Origin of the sequence: Exiguobacterium sp. s91, from assembly GCF_018618915.1 — a bacterium.
Taxonomy (GTDB): Bacteria; Bacillota; Bacilli; order Exiguobacteriales; family Exiguobacteriaceae; genus Exiguobacterium_A; species Exiguobacterium_A abrahamii.
This window is the reverse complement of sequence record NZ_JACSMZ010000001.1, coordinates 1,117,263-1,143,148: the sequence shown is the minus strand read 5'-3', so window position 1 is coordinate 1,143,148 and position 25,886 is coordinate 1,117,263. Positions and strand designations below refer to the sequence as shown.

The 25,886-nt window shown below is 47.0% G+C and carries 28 protein-coding genes; 12 read left to right on the top strand and 16 right to left on the bottom strand.

Annotated elements, in window-relative coordinates; genetic code table 11:
- Positions 1 to 4: 4 nt before the first annotated feature.
- The 3 genes from KNQ06_RS05700 to KNQ06_RS05690 all read left to right on the top strand — a co-directional run bounded on the left by KNQ06_RS05700 (position 5) and on the right by KNQ06_RS05690 (position 1,699).
- Positions 5 to 223, top strand: a complete 219-nt coding sequence (locus KNQ06_RS05700) for a hypothetical protein (protein WP_055968392.1) — start codon at positions 5 to 7, stop codon at positions 221 to 223.
- Positions 216 to 509, top strand: a complete 294-nt coding sequence (locus KNQ06_RS05695; protein ID WP_029341888.1) for a spore coat protein — start codon at positions 216 to 218, stop codon at positions 507 to 509. The genes KNQ06_RS05700 and KNQ06_RS05695 overlap by 8 nt, the downstream gene beginning before the upstream one ends.
- Before the next feature lie 74 nt (positions 510 to 583).
- Complete coding sequence (locus KNQ06_RS05690) at positions 584 to 1,699, top strand: hypothetical protein (RefSeq protein WP_055968393.1); 1,116 nt, start codon at positions 584 to 586, stop codon at positions 1,697 to 1,699.
- A gap of 42 nt (positions 1,700 to 1,741) precedes the next feature.
- On the opposite strand, the gene KNQ06_RS05685 is transcribed toward KNQ06_RS05690, so the two are convergent.
- Positions 1,742 to 2,131, bottom strand: coding sequence for a thiol-disulfide oxidoreductase DCC family protein (locus KNQ06_RS05685; RefSeq protein WP_055968395.1), 390 nt, complete (start codon positions 2,129 to 2,131; stop codon positions 1,742 to 1,744).
- 202 nt (positions 2,132 to 2,333) lie between these two features.
- Here KNQ06_RS05685 and KNQ06_RS05680 point away from each other — a divergent pair, with 202 nt between their 5' ends.
- Positions 2,334 to 3,077 (top strand): SDR family oxidoreductase, encoded by a 744-nt coding sequence (locus tag KNQ06_RS05680; protein WP_055968397.1) that lies wholly within the window; start codon positions 2,334 to 2,336, stop codon positions 3,075 to 3,077.
- A gap of 55 nt (positions 3,078 to 3,132) precedes the next feature.
- Here KNQ06_RS05680 and KNQ06_RS05675 read toward each other — a convergent pair whose 3' ends face one another.
- The 4 genes from KNQ06_RS05675 to KNQ06_RS05660 are packed head-to-tail and all read right to left on the bottom strand — an operon-like array spanning position 3,133 to position 4,871.
- Positions 3,133 to 3,591 carry an NUDIX hydrolase gene (locus KNQ06_RS05675; protein WP_214770486.1) on the bottom strand — a complete coding sequence of 153 codons (459 nt, stop codon included), beginning with the start codon at positions 3,589 to 3,591 and terminating at the stop codon, positions 3,133 to 3,135.
- On the bottom strand, positions 3,563 to 4,288 hold the full coding sequence (locus KNQ06_RS05670; RefSeq protein ID WP_214805084.1) for an alpha/beta fold hydrolase: 726 nt from the start codon (positions 4,286 to 4,288) through the stop codon (positions 3,563 to 3,565). The genes KNQ06_RS05675 and KNQ06_RS05670 overlap by 29 nt, the downstream gene beginning before the upstream one ends.
- Positions 4,278 to 4,691: an RDD family protein gene (locus KNQ06_RS05665; protein ID WP_214805085.1), complete on the bottom strand. Its 414-nt coding sequence runs from the start codon at positions 4,689 to 4,691 to the stop codon at positions 4,278 to 4,280. The genes KNQ06_RS05670 and KNQ06_RS05665 overlap by 11 nt, the downstream gene beginning before the upstream one ends.
- 12 nt (positions 4,692 to 4,703) lie before the next feature.
- Positions 4,704 to 4,871, bottom strand: a complete 168-nt coding sequence (locus KNQ06_RS05660) for a hypothetical protein (RefSeq protein WP_214805086.1) — start codon at positions 4,869 to 4,871, stop codon at positions 4,704 to 4,706.
- A 125-nt stretch (positions 4,872 to 4,996) separates the two neighbouring features.
- On the opposite strand from KNQ06_RS05660, the gene KNQ06_RS05655 reads away from it, so the two are divergent.
- Positions 4,997 to 5,920, top strand: a complete 924-nt coding sequence (locus tag KNQ06_RS05655; protein ID WP_215147515.1) for a zinc-dependent alcohol dehydrogenase — start codon at positions 4,997 to 4,999, stop codon at positions 5,918 to 5,920.
- Here KNQ06_RS05655 and KNQ06_RS05650 read toward each other — a convergent pair.
- A complete protein-coding gene (locus KNQ06_RS05650; protein ID WP_214805088.1) occupies positions 5,902 to 6,498 on the bottom strand; it encodes a hypothetical protein in 597 nt (198 codons plus the stop codon). The genes KNQ06_RS05655 and KNQ06_RS05650 overlap by 19 nt on opposite strands.
- Entirely contained in the window at positions 6,499 to 7,230 is a 732-nt protein-coding gene (locus tag KNQ06_RS05645; protein ID WP_214805089.1) for a DUF5694 domain-containing protein, read from the bottom strand. It lies immediately after the preceding gene.
- A gap of 109 nt (positions 7,231 to 7,339) precedes the next feature.
- Here KNQ06_RS05645 and KNQ06_RS05640 point away from each other — a divergent pair, with 109 nt between their 5' ends.
- Positions 7,340 to 7,693 carry a hypothetical protein gene (locus tag KNQ06_RS05640; protein ID WP_215147513.1) on the top strand — a complete coding sequence of 118 codons (354 nt, stop codon included), beginning with the start codon at positions 7,340 to 7,342 and terminating at the stop codon, positions 7,691 to 7,693.
- 129 nt (positions 7,694 to 7,822) lie between these two features.
- On the opposite strand, the gene KNQ06_RS05635 is transcribed toward KNQ06_RS05640, so the two are convergent.
- The gene (locus tag KNQ06_RS05635; RefSeq protein WP_215147511.1) at positions 7,823 to 9,175 is read right to left on the bottom strand and encodes a phenylacetate--CoA ligase family protein; all 1,353 of its coding nucleotides are present in this window, start codon (positions 9,173 to 9,175) and stop codon (positions 7,823 to 7,825) included.
- Between the two features lie 270 nt (positions 9,176 to 9,445).
- Between KNQ06_RS05635 and KNQ06_RS05630 the strand changes: the two genes are divergently transcribed.
- Together KNQ06_RS05630 and KNQ06_RS05625 are read left to right on the top strand one after the other, a co-directional pair.
- A complete protein-coding gene (locus KNQ06_RS05630) occupies positions 9,446 to 9,706 on the top strand; it encodes a helix-turn-helix domain-containing protein (RefSeq protein ID WP_251133481.1) in 261 nt (86 codons plus the stop codon).
- Between the two features lie 24 nt (positions 9,707 to 9,730).
- The gene (locus KNQ06_RS05625; protein WP_215147509.1) at positions 9,731 to 10,207 is read left to right on the top strand and encodes a GyrI-like domain-containing protein; all 477 of its coding nucleotides are present in this window, start codon (positions 9,731 to 9,733) and stop codon (positions 10,205 to 10,207) included.
- Positions 10,208 to 10,262: 55 nt separating this feature from the next.
- On the opposite strand, the gene KNQ06_RS05620 is transcribed toward KNQ06_RS05625, so the two are convergent.
- A complete protein-coding gene (locus tag KNQ06_RS05620; RefSeq protein WP_023468514.1) occupies positions 10,263 to 11,612 on the bottom strand; it encodes a phenylacetate--CoA ligase family protein in 1,350 nt (449 codons plus the stop codon).
- 245 nt (positions 11,613 to 11,857) lie between these two features.
- On the bottom strand, positions 11,858 to 12,247 hold the full coding sequence (locus KNQ06_RS05615; RefSeq protein ID WP_035397030.1) for a hypothetical protein: 390 nt from the start codon (positions 12,245 to 12,247) through the stop codon (positions 11,858 to 11,860).
- Between the two features lie 159 nt (positions 12,248 to 12,406).
- On the opposite strand from KNQ06_RS05615, the gene KNQ06_RS05610 reads away from it, so the two are divergent.
- Together KNQ06_RS05610 and KNQ06_RS05605 are read left to right on the top strand one after the other, a co-directional pair.
- Positions 12,407 to 13,831 (top strand): NAD(P)H-binding protein, encoded by a 1,425-nt coding sequence (locus tag KNQ06_RS05610; protein ID WP_215147506.1) that lies wholly within the window; start codon positions 12,407 to 12,409, stop codon positions 13,829 to 13,831.
- Between the two features lie 120 nt (positions 13,832 to 13,951).
- Complete coding sequence (locus KNQ06_RS05605; RefSeq protein WP_215147504.1) at positions 13,952 to 17,539, top strand: dynamin family protein; 3,588 nt, start codon at positions 13,952 to 13,954, stop codon at positions 17,537 to 17,539.
- 284 nt (positions 17,540 to 17,823) lie between these two features.
- Here the strand turns inward: KNQ06_RS05605 and KNQ06_RS05600 are convergent, their stop codons facing one another.
- From KNQ06_RS05600 to KNQ06_RS05590, 3 genes are all read right to left on the bottom strand, one after another.
- Positions 17,824 to 18,732 carry a LysR family transcriptional regulator gene (locus tag KNQ06_RS05600; protein ID WP_050677213.1) on the bottom strand — a complete coding sequence of 303 codons (909 nt, stop codon included), beginning with the start codon at positions 18,730 to 18,732 and terminating at the stop codon, positions 17,824 to 17,826.
- A gap of 12 nt (positions 18,733 to 18,744) precedes the next feature.
- On the bottom strand, positions 18,745 to 19,695 hold the full coding sequence (corA, locus tag KNQ06_RS05595; protein WP_149427532.1) for a magnesium/cobalt transporter CorA: 951 nt from the start codon (positions 19,693 to 19,695) through the stop codon (positions 18,745 to 18,747).
- A gap of 306 nt (positions 19,696 to 20,001) precedes the next feature.
- The gene (locus KNQ06_RS05590; RefSeq protein WP_023468520.1) at positions 20,002 to 20,550 is read right to left on the bottom strand and encodes a hypothetical protein; all 549 of its coding nucleotides are present in this window, start codon (positions 20,548 to 20,550) and stop codon (positions 20,002 to 20,004) included.
- 284 nt (positions 20,551 to 20,834) lie between these two features.
- Here KNQ06_RS05590 and KNQ06_RS05585 point away from each other — a divergent pair, with 284 nt between their 5' ends.
- Both KNQ06_RS05585 and KNQ06_RS05580 read left to right on the top strand, forming a co-directional pair.
- Positions 20,835 to 21,953, top strand: coding sequence for an NAD(P)/FAD-dependent oxidoreductase (locus KNQ06_RS05585; protein ID WP_149427533.1), 1,119 nt, complete (start codon positions 20,835 to 20,837; stop codon positions 21,951 to 21,953).
- Between the two features lie 42 nt (positions 21,954 to 21,995).
- A complete protein-coding gene (locus KNQ06_RS05580) occupies positions 21,996 to 22,319 on the top strand; it encodes a hypothetical protein (RefSeq protein ID WP_133207443.1) in 324 nt (107 codons plus the stop codon).
- Between the two features lie 79 nt (positions 22,320 to 22,398).
- Here the strand turns inward: KNQ06_RS05580 and egtD are convergent, their stop codons facing one another.
- The 3 genes from egtD to guaC form a co-directional block, all read right to left on the bottom strand.
- Positions 22,399 to 23,355 carry an L-histidine N(alpha)-methyltransferase gene (gene egtD / locus KNQ06_RS05575; RefSeq protein ID WP_215147502.1) on the bottom strand — a complete coding sequence of 319 codons (957 nt, stop codon included), beginning with the start codon at positions 23,353 to 23,355 and terminating at the stop codon, positions 22,399 to 22,401.
- The gene (gene egtB, locus KNQ06_RS05570) at positions 23,355 to 24,635 is read right to left on the bottom strand and encodes an ergothioneine biosynthesis protein EgtB (RefSeq protein ID WP_149427535.1); all 1,281 of its coding nucleotides are present in this window, start codon (positions 24,633 to 24,635) and stop codon (positions 23,355 to 23,357) included. Before egtB ends, egtD begins: the two co-directional genes overlap by 1 nt.
- A gap of 124 nt (positions 24,636 to 24,759) precedes the next feature.
- Positions 24,760 to 25,743, bottom strand: a complete 984-nt coding sequence (gene guaC, locus KNQ06_RS05565; protein ID WP_215147500.1) for a GMP reductase — start codon at positions 25,741 to 25,743, stop codon at positions 24,760 to 24,762.
- Positions 25,744 to 25,886: the final 143 nt, after the last annotated feature.

Sequence of the window (25,886 nt, the reverse complement as noted above, 5' to 3'; positions counted from 1 at the left end):
ACCGATGGCTAAATCACCACTTGCAATCCATGAAACACTCGAAATCCATGAAATCATGACGATGAAACAAGCCTGTCTCGTTAAAGCTGTTGCTGTTCGTTCTTTTGTTAAAGATGAGACGCTTGAAAAATTGATTGCTCAAGACATCAAAGATAGCGAACAAGCATTAAACGATTTACAAAAGCTATTGGCAGATCATGAAGGAGGCGGTTCTCATGAATGAAGCTCTCCAATCCATCAACCGTCCTAGTAAAAAACGCGACGAGTTGATTGCGACAGACTTCTTGATCAGCAGCAAATCACTTGTCCGTGCTTATGCTGTCGCAATTACGGAAACGGCTTCTCCTGATGTGCGGAAAGTCTTGACCGAACAACTGAATAAAGCCATTCAGACTCACGCTGCGATCGCCGGATACATGATTGATCACGATATGTATCACGCGCATGACTTGAAAAAACAATTAAAACACGATCAAGAAAAGCTAGAGGTCGCAAAAGGATTACTATGACGTTTCCCCTTCCCTTCTGATCCTGAAGCGGAAGGGGTTTTCTTTCATAATTCGTGTAAGGAGCGATCAGTCCCATGATTGACATCAATCACATTCAAATCAAACAAAGCGGAGAAACCGTTTGTCTCACCTGGAAAGGAACAAGTAACGTCCGACTCTTCTTAAACGGTATACCTTGTTTCATTCAGAACTCGAATACCTATCAAACGGATGTACTCCCTTTATATGAGCCTTTGTCGTTCGAACTGATTGATTCAGATTCGAAGACACGTATCGTCACGGCTCTTGTTTCAAGTACGGATGATTTGTTCTGGAACCGAAAAGTGACTGTCCTGATTCAACAAAATCATGCTGTCCGACTATTATGGGGTGAAATTCCAGAGGTATCGCATTATTCGATATTTCAAGATAAGCATCGATTAGGTCAAACTACAACACCCGAATGGAAAGGAACGATTGACCCTGAACAGTTTACACGTTTCGAAATCCGGATGTTACGTCCCATTTCTAGAAAATCGATGCCGTTCGCACGTATTATCGAGACGTTCGCCCGCGTTACGAATCAGATAAAACAAGAACAAGACCGAGAACGGGAATTTGAACAATTCGTGCTCTATTTTTCTTTGTACCCGCTATCCGCTTCACATACGAAGGTTTCTTCATACCGATTGCGTGTACTAACGTTCATTGCTCCTCCGATTCTCATGAACCCGAATCCGTTTTCTCCGCATCGTTATTTCGAAGGCGATGCGCGACAATATTCGCCTTTTTCTAAAGAGTATCGTACCTTTACAGAGGTCCTGACATGTAATGGTGAAACCACTCATCAACTATCAAAACAAGCAAATCCTACTCGCTCTTTTGATGCTCGTCATCAGTTATATCGAGAAGATGTCGCTTCGACACAGCAAGTCTATTTATCACATCAATCACCAACTCGATATACGCTTCATCATTCTGTTGGTAATCCGCTCGTCGTCTCACCAAACATCGACTACGAAATAACGGTGACACACCGTTCAAATCTTTGGCGTATCGCAGGAACACATCTCCAATCACCGCATCATGAAGTGTATCTGGATGAGGGAGACGATTGTTTTGAAACAATCCACCAAGCCCATGATTTAGGATTAAGTTTCCTCGGCGATCCATTGCCAAGTTGTCACTGGTTGCATGTGACCAACCAATGAACAGAAAGAAAACCGCGACCGATTCGTCGCGGTTTTTCATCTTTAGTCGTGAAATCGAGCTCGCGTCTCCGGAGACGGTAACGCGCACTGCTGCTTTTGTCCAAACCAGCGATGACGGTTGTTTGCAACGAAATCATAGACGCGATCTCGAAGTGAACGTGGAACAATCTGAAACACACTCAACAGACGCCATCCACCTTTTAAATGACGGGCAATCCGTAACGCTGCATCTGATTTGATATAGGGTACACCCCGGTCAATCACAACGACACTGTCGATCGTTTCCGGAAGATGATGACGACGGACGATTTCTTGTCCTGTTTCCCCTTGCAACGAAGCAAAATCATGATATCCTTTGTCTCGTTTCAAAATGAACTGGACACTCGCGTCACAGAGATTACATTCTCCGTCGAATAAGACGATTGCTTTCATGATCGATTCATCCTTCCCCACCTGTTTAACGAATAATTTCGTACACTTTTTCTTTACCACATTTCAAGTCAAAACATGCATTTAATCAGTATGTTAAATCATGATAACGCTTCCGTTCATTGTCTTTCTTACGCTATACTGTTTTTGTAAACATTTGGAACCATTCATTTATTTGAATGTATCTATGTAAAGGAGCGTACATATGACGAAACGACCGATTGCCATCGTGACCGGTGCCAGTCAGACACGCGACATCGGAGCTGCGATTTGCCGCCAGCTTGCCTCGTCCGGACATGACCTGGTCTTTACTTATTTTAAAGCAACAGCGGATTGGGCGGCTAGTTTTACGACCGAACTCGAAAATCAAGGTGCCCGCGTCCTTGCGATCGAGCTAGATTTAGGTCAAGCAGATGCTGCTGACGATTTATTCAATCAGGTAGAAGACTTTGGAACACCAAGCATCCTGATCAACAACGCTGCCCATTCGACGATGACGGATTGGAAAACACTTGATGCAGCCAGTCTTGATCAACACTATGCCGTCAATCTCCGGGCACCGTTGTTGCTCGCGACACGTTTCACGAAACGATTCGCTGAAGCACATCTAACGTCCGGTCGTATCATTCAACTGACGTCCGGACAAGATCTCGGTCCGATGCCTGACGAGATTGCTTACGCTACGACAAAAGGTGCCTTGTCGACGTTTACGAAGACTTACGCGGCAGCCGTGGCACCGCTTGGCATCACCGTCAATGCGGTCAATCCGGGTCCGACAGACTCGACTTGGATGGATGAAGCAACCCGGACGGCGCTTAAACCTAGTTTTCCGTTCGGGCGAATCGGTGCGCCGGAAGACGTCGCACGATTGATCCAATTCCTCGTCAGTCCTGACGGTGGCTGGGTGACCGGGCAAGTCATCCATTCCGAAGGTGGCTTTGAACGCTGAATATGTCGCATGTAAAAACATCCCTCTGACGTGAAAATCAGAAGGATGTTTTGCATTATCGAAAGACCGGACCCGTTTCCGTCAAAAAATCGTTCCAGGCTGTTTGATGCAGTTCGCTATAGAGTTCTGGCATTTGGTCTCTTTCAAAAAAAGCAACGTCGAGTGATTCATCGGAATCAATCGTCAATTGCCCCCCATTGATTCGGCAAACGAAAAAATGGACGATCGGCTGAGCGACATCCCCGTTCGGATACATCTCTTCGTACTTCGAATAGACACCACTCAAACGTTCGATCCTGACATGAAAACCGGTCTCTTCAAAAATCTCACGCTGTGCGGCTTCAACGAGCGACTCTCCCAGTTCCAGTGCGCCGCCGGGAAAGCCCCATGCTTGTTGCTCCCGCCGTTTTTGAAGAAGAATGCGCCCCTTCTTGTCAAAGACAATCCCACCGGCAAAGTTCAACATCACTTTTTCTTGACCGACCTTAGTGCGAAGAAAACGTATGTAGTCCATCTGTCGCCCCTTGAAGTTTGACGTGCTTCAGCCATGCAATCAGTTGCTTGATCATGGCATCGGTCACGATATGATTGACACCCGGAAAAACGTCTAATACGGTCGTTTTCGCCATACCTGCTTGAACAGCGGTTGCATGATAGAACTGCTGGATCGATAGTGGAATGATGTCATCGGCATCGCCGTGCAGGAGCAACCGCGGACGCTCATCCATCACACTGATTGGATCGAGCTTCCATGGTACATCCTCCTTTTTGATAGCAGGTCGCCCGTCACGAACGCAGAATTGACGTTCTGCTTCAAGATAGGCACCGCTCCCATTGATCGCAACGAGTGCTTTAATCGGCTGACGCGACATGATCCCGTGGGCAATGAACCCACCCATCGAGACGCCGATCGCTATCACGTCTGAAACATGCCAGCCTGATTGTTCGATGATAGCTGTCGCTTCCGTAATCGATTGTTCGACGACCGTCCAAAAATAGGTCGTCGTTACTTCTGAATCAAATGGATGATCAAGCGGATCACGTTGATCATGCCGAAGAAGTTCCGGGATGAAGACATCATACCCTTCTTCAGATAATTGTCGCGCAAACTCTAGATAAGAGACAGCTGTTCCGCCCCAACCATGATAGAGCAGAATGGCTCCTATAGGTTGAGAGGCACGGACACTATGGACATGAAAATCAAGCTTCATTTTTTAGCTTTTCCTGGTTCAAGCGGACGATCGTTCTCGCGAAGTCATCTTCCGGTAATCGTTGTCCGTTCTCAAGAAACGGTTTCCAGTACGGTCGAATCTTAAATAACGAGACCGTATCACGATAGACTGTTCGGCGGACGATTTGTTTTGTCGTCAACGGCAATCCGTTCTCGCTTTCAACCTGGATGCCGCAAATCTGACCACCGATTGTTTTTCCGTTCAACAGTTTTAATTGCGCGACTTCTCCTAGAAAACTGATCGTCGGTTGTGTCACGACAGCGTGAACGACTTCTGACTTCACACGTCGTAACACCGTTTTTTCGATGACGACAGAAAGTCCGAAATAAACAGCTTGGTTGATGATATACGCACCGATTCGTCGTTTTGTCGTTGAATGCATGGATGGTCCTCCTTATACGTTGAAATAAACGACAGCGCCAAGTCCACTGACGGCAATCAAATAAAAGACGATTGCGAGTCGTTTGTTTGCGGCAGAAATATCCTTTCGGGCGAGGATCTTACTATACCGAAACGTCAAAAATGCGAACACGAGCAATGCCAAAATTAATAATGGTGCCATTTGATTCCCCCCTCTTCTTTTTTATTCTACATCATTTCTGGTTTCGAATTGTTATATTTTACAAATAAAGTGGTATATGCTTGATCCATATATAATCAATCCAACAATGAAATGAGGTTTACATGTTGAACACTACAACAATTTGCTGTCTTGTGGAGTCGAAGACGCCTGGTTATCTTGTTCGGGAACTGCCGCCGCTTGGCATCTATGACGTCCACGTCCGCACTCTAACCGGTGCCATCAGTATCGGTGCCGAACTTCCCCAATGGCTGGAACAAGACATGACCGAAACCAGCTATGACTATCCGCTCGAGACAGGATATGAAAGTTATGGCGAAGTGCTTGCAGTTGGTGACGCCGTCCAAATCGTCAAGCCCGGAGATCGGGTCGTCAGCTTCTATGGTCATCAAGATCAGGCGATCGTTCCTGTATCGAAGGTCATCCCGGTTCCTGCTCATATCTCACCGCGCGAAGCCCTACTGTTGATTCTGTCCTGTGACGCGGCAAAAGGCGTCCGAAAGCTAACATTGACACCCGACACAAGCGTCTTAGTTTCTGGAATGGGTACGATCGGTTTGCTGACGGTACATTACTTACGGCATTACGTCAACGTTCGTCAGATTGATATCCTCGAGCCGCTTACGTCCCGAGCGGAGTTAGCGCGTCAATTAGGTGCACGTGTTGTCACACCGGGTTCAAGTATGTATGACGCCGCCATCGAATGTTCCGGACGCCAAGCGGCCTTTGCCGAGCTTCAGTCCGCTGTCCGTCCTCATGGTGCAATCTGCGTCTTATCGGACGGCAACCGGGAAGCCTTGACGTTGACGCCCGCGTTTCACGCAAAAGAACTTCAGATCGTTGCATCGAGTGACGGCTGGGACTACCGCAAGCATGCAGACTGGCTCTTTTCAGACGAGCGTCACGCGACATTGCCCGCTTTGTTCGAACACGAGACTTCGTTTTCGAAGCTTGCCAGTTGCTTCGCTAGCTTAATGGAAACATCAGATCTCCCAATCAAAGTATTCGTTGATTATGAGCAGACGAGCTGAACACCGTTCGGATCCGTACCTACGAGCGATACGTCGGAAAAGACTGCTTCTTGTAAGACGGTCTTCTCTCCGCGGACGGTTTGGATTTGTGAAATCGGTCGATCGAACAGTTTCGTTAAATCCGCCTCTAATCCTTCGCGCGGTGTCGTTAGAATTAAACGCTCAAGTGTCGTTCCATCAGTATCCGCAATTGCATCTTCATGGACTTGCAATTCAATCCGTAATCCGTATGGTGTCTGCAAGAACGTCCGCCGCTCGTTCGCTTGGACCGTGAACGATAACGTTTCTGCGCGATCAAGAATCGTTTGCACGTCACCAGGCTGAATCAAAAATCCGATGTGATCGAAGCGAACCGTTTTTCCGAATCCGATCGTCACATTGACCGCTCCCCGTTTCATTTCAATGATTCGGAATAAAATTTGATCTGCTCGAAAATCATCCCATGATAGAGGTGGATTGAACGACGAAAATTCTCCGTCTTTCTTCCCGATCCGCTGGGAAACGTGAAATCCGCGTGCCGTGTACCAAGCTTCTGTTTCTTCCAAATGTGGTGTCCAGATATGGTAGTGAAATAGCATTTACATACACTCCTTTTCGTTGTTCCAATCGTTCCACGTCATCACTTCGACTTGGTTCGATTCATTCAAATATTGTCGTAATAACGGGAGGTGCGCAGCACCGTATAAACAGACGATTCGTTCGTTCGTCTGTGCGAGGTGCAGTAAACGATTTGCGATCTTTTGATTACGGACTCGCCAGTAGCGTTCAACCCAAATCCGTCCGCTCTCCAGTCGTTCGATTTGATCATAGATTCTAGCCGACGCTGCAATCGTTTCTTCAGCGTGCAATCGATCGAGCCATTCGGAGAAGGATAACTGCTCCATCGCGTGCTCTAACTGTTGGGTCCGTTTCATCTCAGCCGCGACGATCGTCTCAAAGGCTTCCGGATGATGTGAACGGACGATTCCTAAATCCGGTACGCCGGGTACGATTTCGTTCCAATCGACCCCATGGAGATCTGCTACTCCTGCCATCCGGGCTAAGCGAAAGCCGATTTGTTGCCGTTCATTTTCGGTTAAATCACTTTCGTGTTGATAGGTTTCATATGTATGTTGCAGGTCACTCATGCGTTCAGGTGCCGTCTCAAGGGCAACGCATGTCGGTCGAAATGCGTTCAATCGAGCGACGACTTCTTGGATTTCTCGTTGCCTTCTCTCTGACGCGATATCAAAAATTGCTGGACGAATCATGTCACCATTTGCCGGGCGATCGAGATGGAACATGCCTAACAGTAAAATCTGAGGTTTCATCTATCTCCCTCCTTTTCCTGATTTTACCTTATACTTGGTAAAAGAATCGACTATTACCTATCATGAATTTACGTTACTATTCAACGAATACTCATATAAGGAGGTTCCGATGAAAAAGATATTCGTCATTGTGTTCATTGGATTTTTATTCGGATGCAGTCAAACCGGTACAGAGGACGAAGTTAGTCATGCCATGATCGTCATTGTGAATAACAAAGAGTATAACGGAACAGAAGTTGAATTGGATGCATCTATGCAACAAGGAGAAAAAATTAGCACGATACTAAAGAAAACAAAAGCATATGAAATGCCCCAAGCGAACAGTCAATCGAATCTTTTTTCAGTCGGGTCCACCATCTATTCTGTTAAAGGAACAGAAGATTTTATCATCGTAAAAGACAAAGAAAATAAAAAATGGCTTTTACAAAAGGTAAGAGATATCAAAAACCATTTGAATCAATGAAGCACTTTAACACTTTTAACGTGGTGCATCTTTAGAAGTACTAACAGCGGAGATGTTTTGTACTTTTACACGAGGTATGGTGAGAAGAATTTAGAAAGGAGACAGATGGCGCCATCTGTCTCCTTTCTTTTATCCTGTTAAGCTTGATTTGACGAGCAAGATCTTACCACTTTCCTCAGCATCGATATAAGAAACGGCTTGCACATCGAGATGGATATCACGACCGAACAAACGGTACAGCCGTTCCATCAGAAGTCGTTCGTCTGATTGACTGAACCGCTCTGCGTCCGGAACGTAGTAAATCGATACGCTATCTGTCGTCATTTGGACATATTGAATACGTTCGATACTGTTTGGCAAATGTTTGACGAGACTCGACAGTTGCGCTTCAAAAATCTTTTGCCCATCCGGTTTTTGAATGAATGCCCGCCCCCTGCCGTCAATCGATTCGATGATTGGTCCCGGGTGACCACAGGAACAGGTACGCTGACTGAGCGTCATCCGATCTCCGACCCGGTAGCGAATGAGGGGGGTCCCGTGTGTATCAAAACTCGTCACGAGAATCTCCCCGTCTGTATCGAGTTCGATGATCCCCATCTCATGATGCAGATGTTTTTGACCAAACCGGCATTTCGAAACGATTGGTGCCCCTTCAGACGATGCATATTGATCAAAGACTGGTCCGTGAAACACTTCTTCGATGACTTGGCGCTCTTCCGCGTCGATCCGTTCAGCCGTCGGAAAAATCGCAATCGGTTGACACGTCAAGCGGATCCCTTCTCGCTTCGCGAACCGGGCGAGCTCAATCATCGCTGACGGAAGACCATCGATCGTTTCTGGTTGAAAACGTTCGATGGCTTCAAGATACGCTGCCATCGTCCGTGGGGATAATCGTTTTACCGTGAACAAGAGCTGATTCGCCGCTCGATTCATTCGCCAATAGACGTCCACCTGTTGACGCTCGGGTACGAGATCCTGTGCCGTAAAGCTGATTCGTCGCATGCCACGGTAGACACCATGGGTCGCCTTGAAATAATCCAGATGGGCCATGCGAATTTGCATATCCGGTATCGTATATCGTACTTGCAGTGACGTGCCTGTCGTTCCGCCCGTTTTCCCTATGATTGGCGCAGCGACATCTGTTTGAATGTTCTCCATGTGCGTTCGTAATATTTCTTTTGATAGTACAGGAATATGTTTTAGTTCGGATAAGTCCGTTAAAGGTAGGCGAATGCCATGTGAAGCGAAGAGTTGACGGTAATAGGGACTGTGTTCCGTACAGAAGTGAAGGAAGTCATTTAAACGATCAAGTTGTTCCGCTTTGACGTCGATCGTCGTATGTTCTCGTTCGAGGAGCATCCGGAACCGTTCTTGATAGGCCGGTCCATAACGTTCGCGATGCAATTGATACCCATAGAGGGTTGTGAAGAGGTGCTGGAGAAATAGAGGAGAGCGATTGTAGATCTGCTCTTTGATACCCATGTCATCACGTCCTTTCGCAAGGGAAGTAACGGTTTCGATGTCTCTACGATAGCCGATGTACCTGACAAGAATATGACAAAAATAAGGGAACATGCATCCTGACAAATTACTATCGCCTTGGACAGGTCCGACGATCATCGCTCTATTATACTAAAAACAAGGAGGTGACAAGATGTGGCTCGAATCAATTCAACGCGTCATTGACTATATCGAAGATCATTTAGAAGATTCGCTCGATCTCAACTCAACGTTTTGACAAGGGTGGCGCAGATGCAAACGTATCCTTTACAACGGACGTTTTCGTTACTTGCGATGATGACCTTACCGGAATACATTCGGGGGCGACGTCTGACGCTCGCTGCCCAACAATTGACACAGACGGACGAAAAAATCATCGATCTCGCCTTACGTTTTGGTTATGAGACGCCGGAAGCTTTCACAAAAGCTTTCAAACGTCAGCATGGTTGTTCGCCAACGTTGATGCGAAGCGAGCGACGTCCGATTCACGCCTATAACCGCCTGAGCATTTAGGTGACCTTGAAGGGACTGGAGCAAATGGATTACCAACTCATCGAACGACCGGCTTTACAAATTTCAGGATGGCGAAAACATTTCCCGACGCAAGATGGTGCCCAACAACAACTGATTCCGTTGTTTTGGAATGATGTGAATCATTCTGGTCAAGATGCTACCTTGTTTAAACAAAATGACGGTCAGATTGAAGGTGTGATTGGTGTCTGCTCCAATTTCACCGAAGCATCGATGGATTATTGGATCGCGACGACGACAACGGAAGTTCTGCCCGGTCAGGAAACGATGACGATTCCGGCGAGTCTTTGGGCGACGTTTCCGGTCGTTGGTCCGATGCCGCATGCCATTCAAGAGATGTGGCAGCGTATCTATCAAGAGTGGATCCCATCGCATGGATATGATCCTCTACCTCACGCTGAACTCGAAGTTTATTCGGCAGGCGACCCGTCTGCCGCCGATTATCAATCTGCCATCTGGATTCCGGTGCGGCCACGCGACTGACAGTTTCAGGACATACGAAAAAGCGAGATCATCGGTGACCTCGCCTTTTCATGTGTCATGCATACTGTTGTTTAATCAGTAAAGTTTTTCCACTGATTTCTTTCGGAATTTCGGGTACCGCGCGCATGACGACATTCAATTGTCCGTCAAACAGTCGGTCAAGAACGAAAAAGAGTTTCTTCTCATGTTCTTTCTCGAAGCATCGTTCATCCGGAACATATAATAAAACAATCTCATCCCGCGTCTCTTGAATGTATTGCACGCGTTCGATACAGTTCGGGAACGCTCGAACGATTCCCGCAAGTTCGCCTTCAAAGACACGGTGCCCGTTTCTGAGTTGAATGAAGCTTCTCCCCCGTCCGTCGATCGAAGCGATGATCGGACCTTGATGACCACAGGGACACGTTTCCTGACTAAGCGTCATCCGATCGCCAACGCGGTAACGGACAAGTGGTGTACCATGCGTATCGAAGCTCGTCACAAGGATTTCACCGTCCTCATCACGTTCAATGATTCCCATCTCATAATGTAAATGTTTTTTCCCATACGGACATTCGGCGACGATCGGCGCCCCTTCTGACGACGCATACTGATCATAGATTGGCGCATGGAAGACTTCTTCGACGAGCGTTCGTTCTTCTGCCGTCATCATCTCAGCCGTCGGGAAGATTGCTTTGGGACGAAACGTACAGGTCATCCCATATTTTTTAGCATATCGTGCGACTTCGATCATTCCTGAAGGCAAACCATCAATCGATTCCGGCTGAAACCGATTCAGTTGTTCGATGTATGCAGCGGCGGTTTTCGGATTGATGTTTTTGATCGAGAACAACATCTGATTGATGACTTTATTCGTCCGCCAATAAACCGGTGCCTTTTGTTGCGGGGAAGCAAGCGTTTGACCGGTAAAACTTGCACGGCGCATCCCTTGATCGACTCCATGGGTCCACTTGAAGAAGTCAAGATGTGCCATCCGGATTTGCATGTCTTCCTTTGTATAATGCACTTGAATCGATTTACCGGTCGTACCGCCCGTTTTTCCGAGAATCGGGGCATGGACGTGCGCATGGACGTCCTCATTTTGTTGGCGTAAGATTTCTTTCGTCAAAGGGGGAATCTGTTTTAGTTCGTCAATCGATTTTAGCGGGAGCTCTAGTGCAATGGTAGAAAACAATTCCTGATAGTATGGACTATGTGTTTGGCAAAAAGAAAGGAAGTCGTTTAATCGATGCAATTGTTCTGCTCGAACGTCATGCGGTCGTCCTAACTTCTGTTTCAGTTCTTGTAAACGTTGCTGATAGGCGGGACCGTATCGTTCATGGAACAGGCGACGTCCTTGTAAAGTCGTCAACAAGTTTTGGATGAAAATCGGTGAGTGAAAGTAGATCGATTCTTTGAGCTGCATGATGTCACTCCTTCCATAGTTAGACCACCTTTTACTGATACTTTCATCTTATTTCCAGTCGCCGCCCATCTCAATTAGTTCTTCGTGAATAAACTTAGCTTTTATTTTCATGGCGATTTATTTTAATGAACTCTGATTCACGAACATCTTCTTACCGATTCTTGAACTTACAACTTTTCTTCCCTCACAAAAAATCCGATTGATGAAGAGGAGTTTCTTCATCAATCGGATTCATACGAGTGGCATTACGATTTCGCACCTTTTTGTAGCATCTGACATCCGTATGCCCGCAATTTAATCGCTTCGAGTACGAGCGACATCTGTTGCTCATCCAATCGTTCAATCAGCTCGATGATCGTGATCGTCGTTCGTCCATTATACAATTGGACGATCAAGTGGATGATTGCTTCTAACGCTGGACTCGGATAGGGTTCAGCCAGAAATTCACGATCAAAAAACTCACCACTATCCGGAAAGAAGTAATCCGAGAACCGTTCGAGCACTTCTGGCTGTCCTGTCGCAAGGTACAGCATCGAGACCATCGCTGCATCTTCTCGTTGTTTCGGCTTTAATCGTCTCCACAACAGATCGAATCGTCGTTCATGTCCCTCTTGCATGAATTGTATCGTCTGCATGGTTGAAGCCCCCTTTGTTTTCATACTTCCTGTTGGTTCTTTTCCATATGTTACTATTCCCTATTCCATTCAACTGAATCGTCTCAGCATATCCTCTTGCGATTGAACCGACTCGATTGGGGGTACATTACAACAGATATAAGAGAGGAGTTTACATCCATGCCAACGCGCCTAGCTTTAGCCGGAGCCACCGGATACATTGGTCACAATTTACTGAACGAACTAAAGAAAAAATATGACGTCATCGCCCTTTCACGAAATGGTGACGACAAGGACAATGAGGAACGCGTCGAATGGCGATCGTGCGACCTCTTTTCTCTAGACGATACGATCGCTGGTATGAAAGGAGCAGACATCGCTGTCTATCTCGTCCATTCGATGATGCCATCTGCTAAATTGACACAAGGATCGTTTGAGAATATGGACTTATTGTTAGCCGATAACTTCGCCCGTGCCGCAAAAGAAAACGGCATCCGGCAAATCATCTACTTAAGTGGTATCATCCCCGAGGAAACAGAAAATCTATCGCGTCACTTAAAGAGTCGACTTGAAGTCGAACGCGTTCTCGGTGCGTACGGAACACCGGTGACGACGATCCGTGCTGCGTTAATCGTTGGTCCTAAAGGTTCATCGTTCCCAATCTTATCGAAACTCGTCAAACGCTTACCCGTCATGGCACTCCCACGATGGACACGTAACAAGACCCATCCTGTCGCCTTACCCGACGTCATTCATGCCCTTGGTGAAAGTGTCGATCGCGATGACGTCAAAGACCGGGCCATCGATATCGGTGGACCGGAAGCGATGACCTATAAGGAGATGATCCTTAAAACAGCCGACATCATGGGTAAACGACAACCGACGATCGATATTCCTTTATTGACCGTTAAATTATCGCGCCTTTGGGTGACGCTCGTGTCCGGAGAACCAAAAGAAACCGTCTATCCACTCGTTGAAAGCATGGTCCATGAGATGGTTGCGGATCCAGAAAAAATGGTTCCCGGCATCAGTGACGGCAAAATCACATTCGAACAATCAGTCCGAGATGCATTAAAAGAGGAGGAGGAACAAAAAGGATCTTCTTCCTCGTCGTCTTCGACACCAGACGTCCTTGACGTCCGATCGGTACAACGTGTTCTTTTGCCAAAGGATCGCGATGCCGACTGGGCAGCTGACGATTATATGAACTGGTTGTCATCATTTGCCCGCCCTTTCCTATCGTCAACTGTGAAAGATCAAGTCGTTGGAATCCACATTCCGTTTTACGAACAACCGCTGCTTGAATTGACGAAGGAACCGGTTCACGATCGACAAATGGCGACATACCTGATTACCGGCGGATTGTTCGCAAAAGTCGAGCAAGATAGCCGTGGTCGGATTGAATTCCGGCAAATTCCCGGTACGCAAGAATGTATCATCGCCATCCATGAATTCGTCCCTGCGCTACCGTGGATACTCTACAAGGCAACACAGGCGAATGTTCACCTGCTCGTCATGTATCTCTTCAAATTACACTTGTTGCGCCGGATTCATTCGACGGAACAAGAATCGACACGTGCGGACGAGATCGTTCCGTCGTCTTGAACCTAATTAAAACAATCTGCCTCTTACTCGGCGGATTGTTTTTGTCGTTTGCGGAAGGATGACGAAACGGAAAAAATCGTGATACACTGGACGATGACTGAAAGAAAGGGGTTTCATTGCATGCGCTCATTTGAGGAACGATTATCGAACCAACTCGAGGCGACGGCTTCACTCGCCACATTGATTCAACCTTCAACGGATCAACTCCGTTTAGATAAACTAGATAAATTTGCTAGCAAACTATTAAAACGAGAATTCACGATTGCGTTTGCTGGTCACTTTTCAGCTGGAAAGTCGAGCATGATCAACGCCTTGACGGGTGAATCGGTCTTACCGACGAGTCCGATTCCGACGAGTGCAAACATCGTGACACTTCAGCAAGGTGAGATGGATTCAGCAATCGTTCACTTTCATGAACAGCCGTCTGTTCGTCTGACTGCAAAAGAGCAAGAGAAGCATCTTCAATCGCTTGGGAAAAGTGGTGATGTCCAACAAATCGATTTGACGCATGCCGCGTCCGCGCTGCCTCCTGGTCTCGTCTTAATGGATACGCCAGGCGTCGACTCGGTCGATGATGCCCACCGTGTATCAACGGAGTCTGCCCTTCACTTGGCTGACATCTTGTTTTACGTCATGGACTACAATCATGTTCAATCCGAATTGAACTTCATGGTGACGGATGAATTACAAGCTGCCGTACCGGAATTATATTTAATCGTCAATCAAATCGATAAACATCGTAACGATGAACTATCATTCGACGCCTTCCGCCGCTCGGTTCATGCGTCCTTCGCTGAACACGGTGTCGTACCGAAAGGAATCTTCTTTACGAGCCTACGGGACCCAGCCCATCCGCATAACGATTTCACGGAAGTCGAACAGCTCGTCAAACAAAGCATTCGCGACGCTCAACCGAAGTTGTTGACTTCTGCCGCTTTGACACTCGAAAGTCTTCACCAGGAACATACACGTTATCTCACACGTCTCGTCTCAGAAACAAACGAGACGATGGCTGAGCAATTGAATGACGCTGAACGACGGAATCCGGCGAAAATCGAAACCGAATTAGCACGTGTCTCGCAACAGTTAGAAGCACGTCAACCGGACCGCTGGTTACAGACGTTTTCGCTTCATCGGGATCAACTTTTGAAAAATGCGACATTGATGCCGTTCGAATTACGCGAGAAGATGCGCCGTTTCCTCGAGTCACGTCAGCGTGATTTCAAGGTTGGATTATTCCGTAGCGCGAAAAAAACGGAAGCGGCTCAAGCAGAGATCGCACAAGACGTGCTCCGTGCCTATCAGACAGTGACTGCTTCCGAAATTTCGCTTCATTTACGTAACTTGATGAAACAATCGTTACGTGACCTTGGTCTCCTGCAGGATACGCATATCGTCGCAATCGATCAGCTCTCACTTGACCCACCACTTTCCGTACTCGAGAGTGCCTTGCCAACCGGTATTACGATCACAGGTGAATCAGTGCTCCAGTTCACGAATCGTGTCGCCGAACAGACACAAGCGTGGTTCGTCAAGGAAACGAACGCATGGCGTGAGCTTATTCGTCAAGAGTTGACGGCAACTTTCCCGAAAGAACAAGCTGAGCTATTGCAGCAACAGACGTTACTACAGCATAAATGGACTAGCGTTCAAGCATGGCAACAGGCTACCGTAGCACTCGAACGATATGAGCATGGCGTTGCTAGTCCATCCGACCAACAACTCGAACAGGCTCGGACGCAAGTTTCAATCTGGGAGGAGCAATTGATTCAGCAAGAAGCGGCGATCGTCTCCTTTACCGGGTACGAATCGGTGATAGAAACTACTGCGTTTGAAGTTGCGACGACGATCAGTGAGCAACAAGCCGTCCGTTATGCACCTGAAGACGTCGCTCGAATCCGTCAGCATCTGAATGGTCTTCAAGGTTTTGAAGATGCCGTCGCTTATTTGAATGACAAATTGGACCGACTGACACACCAATCCTTCACGATTGCCTTATTCGGTGCCTTCAGTGCCGGAAAATCATCGTTTTGCAATGCCTTACTCGGAGATAAGGTCCTCCCGGTCTCTCCGAATCCGACGACAGCATCAATCAACCGGATTCACCCTGTTGACGCTGCACACCCGCACGGCGTGGCAGAAGTCACGTTCAAGTCGGAAGCAGCGATGCTTGAGGACTTAAATGAAGCAATGGTCGAAACAATGACGTTCGAGTCAACGAAACAGGCATACGATACGCTCTTACCACGTAACGCGTCACTGACAGACCCGTTCTTGCGTGCTTTCTTGAAAGGATTCCCTGCCGTCCAACCCTTCATCGGTACCATTCAGACGGTCGATCAAGACGCTTTTAAACAGTATGTCGCGCAGGAAGAACGAAGCTGTTTCGTAGATGTCATCGATTTCTATTACGATAGTCCGTTAACACGTCTCGGCGTGACGCTCGTCGATACACCGGGAGCAGATTCAATCAATGCCCGTCATACTGATGTCGCTTTTGATTACATCAAGAACGCGGATGCGATCTTATTCGTCACGTACTTCAATCATGCCTTCGCCCGCGCTGACCGTGAATTCTTGATTCAACTCGGTCGTGTCAAAGACGCATTCGAACTCGATAAGATGTTCTTCCTCGTCAACGCGATTGATCTCGCTGCGTCAGATAGCGAACGTCAAGATGTCTTGAACTATGTCGCGACGGAATTGCAACGCTTCGGGATTCGATCGCCTCGACTGTATGGAGTCTCGAGCTTACAAGGACTCACGGAAAAGCAACAAGAGCGATCAGATTCAACTTCCGGTTTACCTGAATTCGAGGAGGCATTCCATCACTTCCTAGCGGAGGATCTGACCGGTCTCGCCAAAGTATCGTTGTCTGAGCAGACGGAAAAGACCGTCCAGCGACTCGAACGATTTATCGCTGCGACTGAAGCGAATCTGTTGCGAAAAGAAGAACGGTTGGCTGAGTTATCTACTCTAGAACAGCAGGTCACGGATCGTTTCGAAGACAATCGCGCCGCTTTGATCGAACCTGCACTCAAAGCAGAGATCCATGAGCTGTTGCATCATGTCGTACAACGCATTTATTACCGTTTCCCTGACTTTTTCAAGGAAGCCTATAATCCTGTTCGTTTTGCTCAAACTGGCAAAGGAGTGGCATTACAGGATGCGTTAACGGAACTGTTGACGTTCCTTCGGTTCGATTTTGAGCAAGAGCTCCGGGTCACGCATTTCCGTGTCGACCAATGGCTCGAAGCGGCCTTGATCCGGCGTCAACAAGAGGAGCAACAGTTGCTAGAGCAATGGAACGAATCCTTCCAGCTCGCGCCTGTCACGGTCTCTCGATTAAATGAAATGACGTTCGATGGTCCATTCGAAGATGCAACGCCTTATGTCGGCGTCAAACGCCACTTCCGGAATGCGAAAGCCTTCTTTGAAAAAAATGAGAAGGAGCAGTTGAAGGAGGAACTTGCGACATTAACTAAGCAAGAAGCACTCGCGTATACTGCCACTCAAGAAGAACGCTTGCTGGCAGTCGCTGCGGCACATCTGGACGTTTCTTTGACAGCCGTTTCAGAGCACCTGTTACGCCAAACACTCGAGCAACTTGAGAGTGAACGCGCGACGTTACAGGCACAAGAGACGTTGACTCCTTATAAACAAGCAGCAAAGCAGATTCGTAGTCTGACGCCACACGTCACTTCTTGAAACACGATCGCTCCAACGTAAAAGAGGCTGACCCAACAGTCAGTCTCTACAAAGATAAGGGTGGCAGATCATAATTCTGCCACCCTTATCCCGTAAAAATAGAATGACCCGTCATACGCCACTCCTACAGGAAAAGCGCATTTTTGCGCTGTCAGAGACAAACAAGACCCGTTTTCATGCTGGAATGAAGCAGGAAAACAGGCTTGTGTCTCGCCTGAGGAAAGGGCGTGAATAGACGAGTCATTCTTTTTTTTGAGTCAGTCCCCTTTTTGATTGCCTTCTCGTCAACGCGATGGCGTTGGCCAGTACGACTGAAAATAGTGGACGATGTATTGGTGGACGTGCCGGACGACAGGACGTAATTCCGTCCCAACGAGTCGGTTCAATGAGACATCCCATAACATCGGTGGGTCGAACGGGATGATTTTAATGTCATCCGCATGATGAAACCGTAGTATCGGCTCCGGTAGGATCGAGATGACGTCAAGTTCTTGGACCATCCCAATCAACAAGTCCCATGCCCCTGACATGAAGAAGATATTCGGCTCTTGCTGCACTTTACGAAACTCCGATAGTATTTGATGATGCAACATGAATCGGTCGTTCAAGATGACGAGTGGTTCATTTCCGATATCACGATAGGATAGCGCTTCTTTAGCTTGAAACGGGTGATTCGGACGCACGGCGACGACGACCTCATCTTCGATCAATCGAAAACGTTCGATACCATAGGATTCACCCGGTTCGATCAAGATGGCCAAGTCGAGTTCTTCAAGTAACAGTCGACGTTTGAGTTCGAACGCCCCCTCCTCGATGATTTCGAGTTCGATGCCAGGGTGTTCCGCCATGAACTTTGGAATCAACTGCGAAAATAAGACAGGGAGGATGACGGGTGGGATGCCGAGACGGACTTTTCCTCGGACGACGTTCGAGCGTTCACGCAGATGCCCCATCAATGCTTGATGACGTGTCAGAACGATCTTCGCATCCTCATACAATTGACGTCCTGTTTCCGATAACCCTGTCAACCGTCCGTGCTTTCGAATGAACAGCTCCACTTGCTCCAGCTGCTCGAAGTCGCGGATCATCTGACTAAGCGCCGGTTGCGAGATTGACAAGTGCTTCGAAGCACGCGTTAAGTTATAGCCTTGCTCAACGATTGTCGTAAAAAAGAGCAATTGTCGAATATCCACTTACTTCTCCCCTTATTCATCAAACCAGCGATTTTTTTTGAAAAACAGAATCATTCCTAAAGCGAGGAGTCCCATTGCCCCTAATGTCACGAAATAACCGTACCGAGTGGTCAGTTCTGGCATATGTTCGAAGTTCATGCCGTATATACCGGCGATGAACGTCAACGGCATGAAAATCGTCGTGAAGATTGTCAACGTCTTCATGATGCTATTCATCCGGTACGAGTTGAGGGAAATGAAATTATCCCGAAACTCAGATGTCATCAATCGATTGTATTCGATCATTTCCGATAACTTCAGTAAGTGATCATACAAATCGCGAAAGAATGCCTGTTTCTTTGGATGAATCGATAACCGCTTTGATTCGACGACACGATACAGTAAGTCCCGCATCGGCATGACCGTCCGCGAGATTCGAAGTAACCGCGCGCGTAGTTCGAAAATCTCCTCCATCAACCGACGATCATTGCCACGCGTTCGGTAGCGTTCCTCAAGCGCAAACAATTCATCTTCCGTTGCATGAACGATCGGAAAATACCCGTCGACGATCTTATCCATGATTTTATGTACGAGGTCGACTGTTTCTTGTTTGTCGAGGCGTTGGCTACACTGTTCAAACACGATATCAATTTCTGGTGAAGATTGCTCATGGTAGCTAACGAGATGCCGATCACTTGCGAACAAATTGATTTCACGACTCGTCAATGTTCCTTCATCGAGCGCATGAAGGACAAAAAAGCTATGTTCTGTATAATATTCAAGCTTTGGGCGTTGCAAGTAATGAAAACAATCTTCAATCGCCAGTGGATGAAAATCAAAAACCTCAATCAATTTTTGCTTCTCTACGTCTGTCGGTTGATCGAAATCAACGAAATAACGTTTCATGCCCGACTCCTGTGTCCGACTTACATCATCGGTCAAAATGATTGTGTCATTCGCATCGATCAGTATACAACGAATCAACTTTTTCTCCCCCTTTTCCTATGTAAGCGTACTATATTTTTTCGTATGCAACAAAAAAAGGATTTCCTCGAAGAGAAATCCTTTCAGATTGTAGACAAATGAACTGACTCAAAAAATGACACACCTTTTCACACCCTTTCCTCAGGCGAGACACAAGCCAGAGCGACCCTGCAGCGAAGCGAAGCTTGTCCCAGGAAAACGATGCGAGTCGAACAAAAAAAGCGCAATCCTTCTCGTTAGAGAACAATTGCACTTGTCTTCAGTCTCAAAAGATTTCCCCAAAGAGAAATCCGTTTCAAATAGCAATCAACCATGTTCAATATAAAATCCGCTCCAATAAACCTGACGATACGTAAACTCTTTTCCACTCTTCGTCGTCACAAGCATCTCATCTTCTGCCATGACGGCAATTTTAATGGGTACTTCACCGTGATCCGTCAAATAATTGAGTATCTCAAGATGCCGATTCAACCAAAGACGACGGCGGAACCAACGAAAACGACTGAATGCCGCACTGAAGTGGAGTAAGGCAAGTGCAAGGATAATTAAAGCAAACGGAAGTGGAATATCGAACAACGCAATCAAATATACATCTGCGATCAGCAAGGATAACGAGAGACCCATTTCCGTCATCTCCATGAAAGATGCTTTATAGGTCGCAAAGTAGGTCATCACACGAAATAGGAAGATGACCGTGAGGTACGGTACAAAGTACATTTGAAACACATGGTCCGTGCCGCTGTTGACGAACATGAGCAGTGGCAGGAAGAATAGCAATTTCCAGATTAGGATGGCGGAATAAAATAAAGTATGATCCGTGTAGCGTCTGCGTACGATGGCTTGACTCATATTCATTGCCTTCCCCTCCTTCATGATGGACCGTTTCAAAGTCGATGATGACAGGACATGATGCCTATAAGGGTATGTTTCCGAATTCAGCTGTTTCTAATCGTCTAATTCACAGTTTTTAGAAACTGTATATTTAGTATACGTCATCATTCACCAAATGGTTCACTTTCCCCATCATTTCCCATCATTCGATGTGCTACAGATTGGAAACCCGCTCTTGCTAGTCGTCCGGATCTTCTACTGCTACAATAAAAGATATTCCAATTGAACAGAATCGAGTTGAATCTTTCATGTACACCCATATCATCATTGGCGCCGGAATTCTCGGTGCCTCGACTGCCTATCATTTATCGAAGGCTGGTGAACGCGTCTTACTCGTCGATCGGAAGGAACCAGGTCGCGCTTCTCATGCGGCAGCCGGCATCATCTGTCCGTGGATGACACAACGGCGAAATAAGGCATGGTACAAATTAGCGAATAACGGGGCTCATTTTTACAAGACATTGATTCCTGAACTGGAAGCACTCGGTGAGACGAGTACGGGTTATCAGCAAGTTGGAACGATCGCCTTACACGAAACATCAAAAATCGAAAAGATGGAGACGATTGCGCAAAACCGTTTTCCGGAAGCACCTGCCATCGAACGTATCGAACGACTGGACCAAGATCGTGTCAAAACGCTCTTTCCACTCGTCGAACAGATCGAAGATGCCTTATTCGTTTCCGGTGGTGCCCGCGTTGACGGACGTGCCTTGTGTGCTGCACTGATTCGTGGCGCTGTCGAACACGGTGCGACCGTCCTAGAAGGAGATGCTTCTCTTATCGTAGACAAGGGAGTCGTCACTGGTATAACCATGGAAAATGAACAGTACTCGGCAGAACAGTTCATTTTAACGGCGGGTGTTTGGTTAAATGAACTGCTCCGTCCACTTGAGCTTAAAATCGATTTGCATCCGGAGAAGGGACAGATTCTGCAACTCGATTTGACGGATTCTACATCAACGACTTGGCCCGTCGTCATGGGACAACGCGGATTATATCTCGTCTCCATCCACGAAGGGAAACTGATCGTCGGTTCAACACACGAAAAACAGACCGACTACGACTTGAAACCAACCGTTAAGGGGATGTATGCCTTATTGAATCGGGCTTTACCTGTCTTACCGCGTCTCGAAGAAACGACGATTGATGAACTGCGTATCGGCTTACGCCCGTATACGAAAAACTCCCTGCCGGTGATCGGACCGCTTCAAAATCATCCGAACGTGTTCCTAGCGAACGGACTTGGTGCATCCGGTTTGACGATCGGACCCTATCTCGGTAGCCAATTAGCGAAGCTTGCACGGCATCAAGCGCCTGATATCGAATGGACGACTTATGAGCCGACCTATGTCTCTCTCGACTCCTGACCAACTCTATGCTTCACTTTGAAAGGAAGTACACCATTGTCCATGAAACCAATCGTTCCTCTTGAATTATTCGATGCTTTAGATATACGTGTTGGTACAATCCAGTCGCTTTCGGATCTTACCGATGGCTCAATTCAGCTTGAACTACAATTCGACGGATTTACGCGTTTATTCTCACTCGACTGGGAATCACTGCGACCCGATGTCCATGAATTGCTTGGAAAACAAGCGATTGCCGTACTCAATATACCTGGTCGTACGCCTGAAGAGTCCGGTCGGGTGCTTGAGATCGGTCGCTCGGAACAATGGATGCCGATTCTCGTCGTACCGGAACATCCGATTCCGGAAGGAGCACGTGTCGAATAAGGTAGAATATTTAGAAAAACACTCCCCTGTGTCGCTTCGTAACGGAAGCTTACATGTGGGAGTGTTTTTAGATGTGACGTTACATTTTTTCTAAATAATGTACGCTGAATCGTTCATCGTCATCGATCCAGCAATTGACTGGATGAAAACCACTTTTAAGGGCGAGTGTCTCAAACTCTTCTTTACTATATTTATAGGAGTTTTCCGTATGAATCGTTTCGCCTTGTTTAAACGGAACCGTCACATCTCCGACTTGTACGAGTTGATCGAGTTGACTCCGAAGATGCATTTCGATTCGTCCTTTTTCCTCATTATAAAAAGCATGATGTTCGAATCGCGTCACATCAAACGTTCCCTCGAGCATCTGATTCAAATGCGTCAACATGTTCAAATTGAATGCCGCTGTGACGCCGGCTACATCGTTATAAGCCCGTTCAAGCACATCAACAGACTTTTTCAGGTCGACGCCGATCAAAAATCCATCACCAGTTTCAAGAATTCGTGAGGAATGACGTAAGAAGCGCATCGCTTCCTCCGGTTCAAAGTTACCGATCGTCGATCCCGGGAAAAAGATGACTCGTTTTTGAGACTCCTCGACCGGTAAAGAAATCGATTGTGAGTAATCCCCACAGACCGCTTTAATATGCAGCGCAGGATACCGTTCCGACAATTGGCGTGCAGATTCCATCAGGAAGTCTTTTGAGATATCAATGGGCATGTACGTGTCTAGATGTGTAAATGTCTCCAGTAACATCTGGATTTTACGACTGCTGCCACTTCCATATTCAATCAGTGTATGCACATCGCCGATACTTCGTGCGATCTCCGCTCGATGCTGCTCCAAGATGGCGAGTTCTGTCCGTGTCGGATAATATTCCGGTTGTTGCGTAATCTGTTCGAACAACTGGGATCCGATATGATCATAAAAATATTTTGCCGGTAAGACCTTTTGTTCTCGCATCAGACCTTCAATGACTTCTAAACGCATGTTTTGTTGCGGCGTATATAAATCGTACCCAATGACTGTCTCTCGCATCACATGTCACCTGCCAATCGGAAGCCGCCAAATAACCAACGTTTATCAGGCGGGAAGAAGTTGCGGTATGTCTCGCGAATATGATCGTCAGGCGTCACGCACGCTCCTCCACGCAGTACCATTTGATTACACATGAACTTCGCGTTGTATTCCCCGAGCGCTCCCTCGAGTGGTTTACTGCCTGGATATGAACTATAAGCACTCGACGTCCACTCCCAAACGTTTCCGAACATGCTCGCAAGCGTTGTCTCTGACTCTTCGACGGCTACCGGATGGAATGTTCCGCTTCCCATCATATTACGCTTCGTAACGGAATCGACTTGACGAGAAGCCCACTCCCACTCCGCTTCCGTCGGTAAGCGTTTCCCTTGATAACGGCTATAGGCATCCGCCTCGTAAAAGCTGACATGACAGACCGGTTCATCGAGACGGAGTGGTTCGACGCCATTCATCGTAAAGATCGTCCATTCTCCCGCGTCATCCTTCATCCAATATAACGGTGCTTTCCAGCCTTCTTTTTGAACCGTCGCGTACCCATCGGATAGCCAATACTCTGATTTTTCATAGCCCCCTGCTTCAATGAACGCCAAATACTCACCGTTCGTGACAGGACGCGTTGCGAGTTTAAACGGATGTAACCACGTTTTATGACGTGGACTCTCGTTGTCAAACGCAAAACCGTCTCCTGTATGACCGATCTCGACGAGTCCTTCCTCGAATTGGATAAACGATGTTTCCTTGACTGCATTTTCAGGCACATCTGTTGCCAGCGACTTTGACTGATAAGCAGGTAACAGTGGATTCGTGAAAAAGTTATACTTCACGTCCATCAAGATCAATTCCTGGTGTTGTTGCTCGTGTTGCAGTCCCATCTCGACTAACGATTCGATTTTCCATTGGTCTTCTGGAGTCCGTTCTTCTTTCAAGAACTCGACCATTTGTCCATCGACATATGACCGGTAAGCAATGATGTCTTCGACGGTCGGACGTGACAACATCCCCCGTTGTTGACGAGGCTGGTAAGGACCGATTGAATTATAGTAAGAATTGAATAGATAATTGTACTTCGGATGGAAGACTCGATAGCCTTTACTATATTCTTGTAAAATCATCCGTTCAAAAAACCAGGTCGTATGGGCGATGTGCCATTTCGGCGGACTCACGTCCGAACTCGCTTGAATGATGAAGTCTTCTGCTTCGAGCGGTTCAATCAAGGCAATTGTTTGGTTACGAACAGTGGCAAATTTTTCGATTAAGTACGATGTCGTTTCAAATAGCATGTCAATCACTCCCTATCCAAAATATTCCGAATCTTTTGGTCCATTTGATGTATACCCCTCCTATGGAAGAGTTATGCTAAAGAAACAAAAAAAAGTCCGCTCCGTTAAGAGCGAACTGATCACTTTAAAATACTTTATCGCCGTTGAAGATCGAGTTCTTGACGACGACGTAGTCGACCGTCCGAATCGCCTGCAATTTGTTTCCGCCAGCGTATGAGATTGCCGATTGTAAATCTTGCTCCATCTCGATCAACGTATCCGCCAGGCTTCCTTTATGCTCGACGAACATCTTTTTTCCTTCAACGTTCTTGCGTTCCCCTTTTTGGAACTCAGAAGCAGAACCGAAGTATTCCTTGACGAGCACTCCGTCCACTTCATGTGTCTCACCAGGCGATTCTTCATGCCCCGCGAAGAGTGAACCGATCATAACCATCGACGCACCGAACCGGACCGACTTCGCGATATCGCCATGCGTCCGAATCCCACCATCCGCGATGATCGGTTTACTTGCTGCTTTTGCACACCAACGAAGTGCCGCGAGTTGCCAACCGCCTGTACCGAATCCTGTTTTAATCTTAGTGATACACACTTTACCTGGTCCAATTCCGACTTTTGTTGCATCGGCTCCCGCATTCTCAAGTTCACGCACCGCTTCCGGTGTCCCGACGTTACCCGCGATGACGAAACTTGCTGGTAGAAGCGACTTGATGTGACGAATCATCTGAATCACGGCTTCCGAATGACCGTGCGCGATATCGATCGTGATGTATTCCGGAGTCAGCCCTTCTGCTGCGAGCTGTTCGATCAGCTGATATTCCTCTTCCTTGACACCGACGCTAATTGAAGCGAACAGTTGGCGTTCTTGCATCATGCGAACGAAAGCCAAACGACGAGCCGGTTCGAATCGATGCATGATATAGAAATAATCGCCTTCCGCTAAGAACAAAGCGATCGATTCATCAATGATCGTTTGCATGTTTGCCGGTACGACCGGAAGCTTGAAACGTCTACCACCGAACTCGACTGACGTATCACATTCCGAACGACTACCAACGATTGATTTTGCTGGAATTAATTGAATATCTTCATAATCGAATACTACATCCATGAATAACACCTCTAATTACGAATATTTTTTAATATATTGGCGATAATCATTCGCCCCTTGACTACTATAACGAACTGTCCTCATAGTGTCAAAGAAATTTTCGCATTTTTAAGGCTTTTTAAGAACTTTATTCAGATATCAAC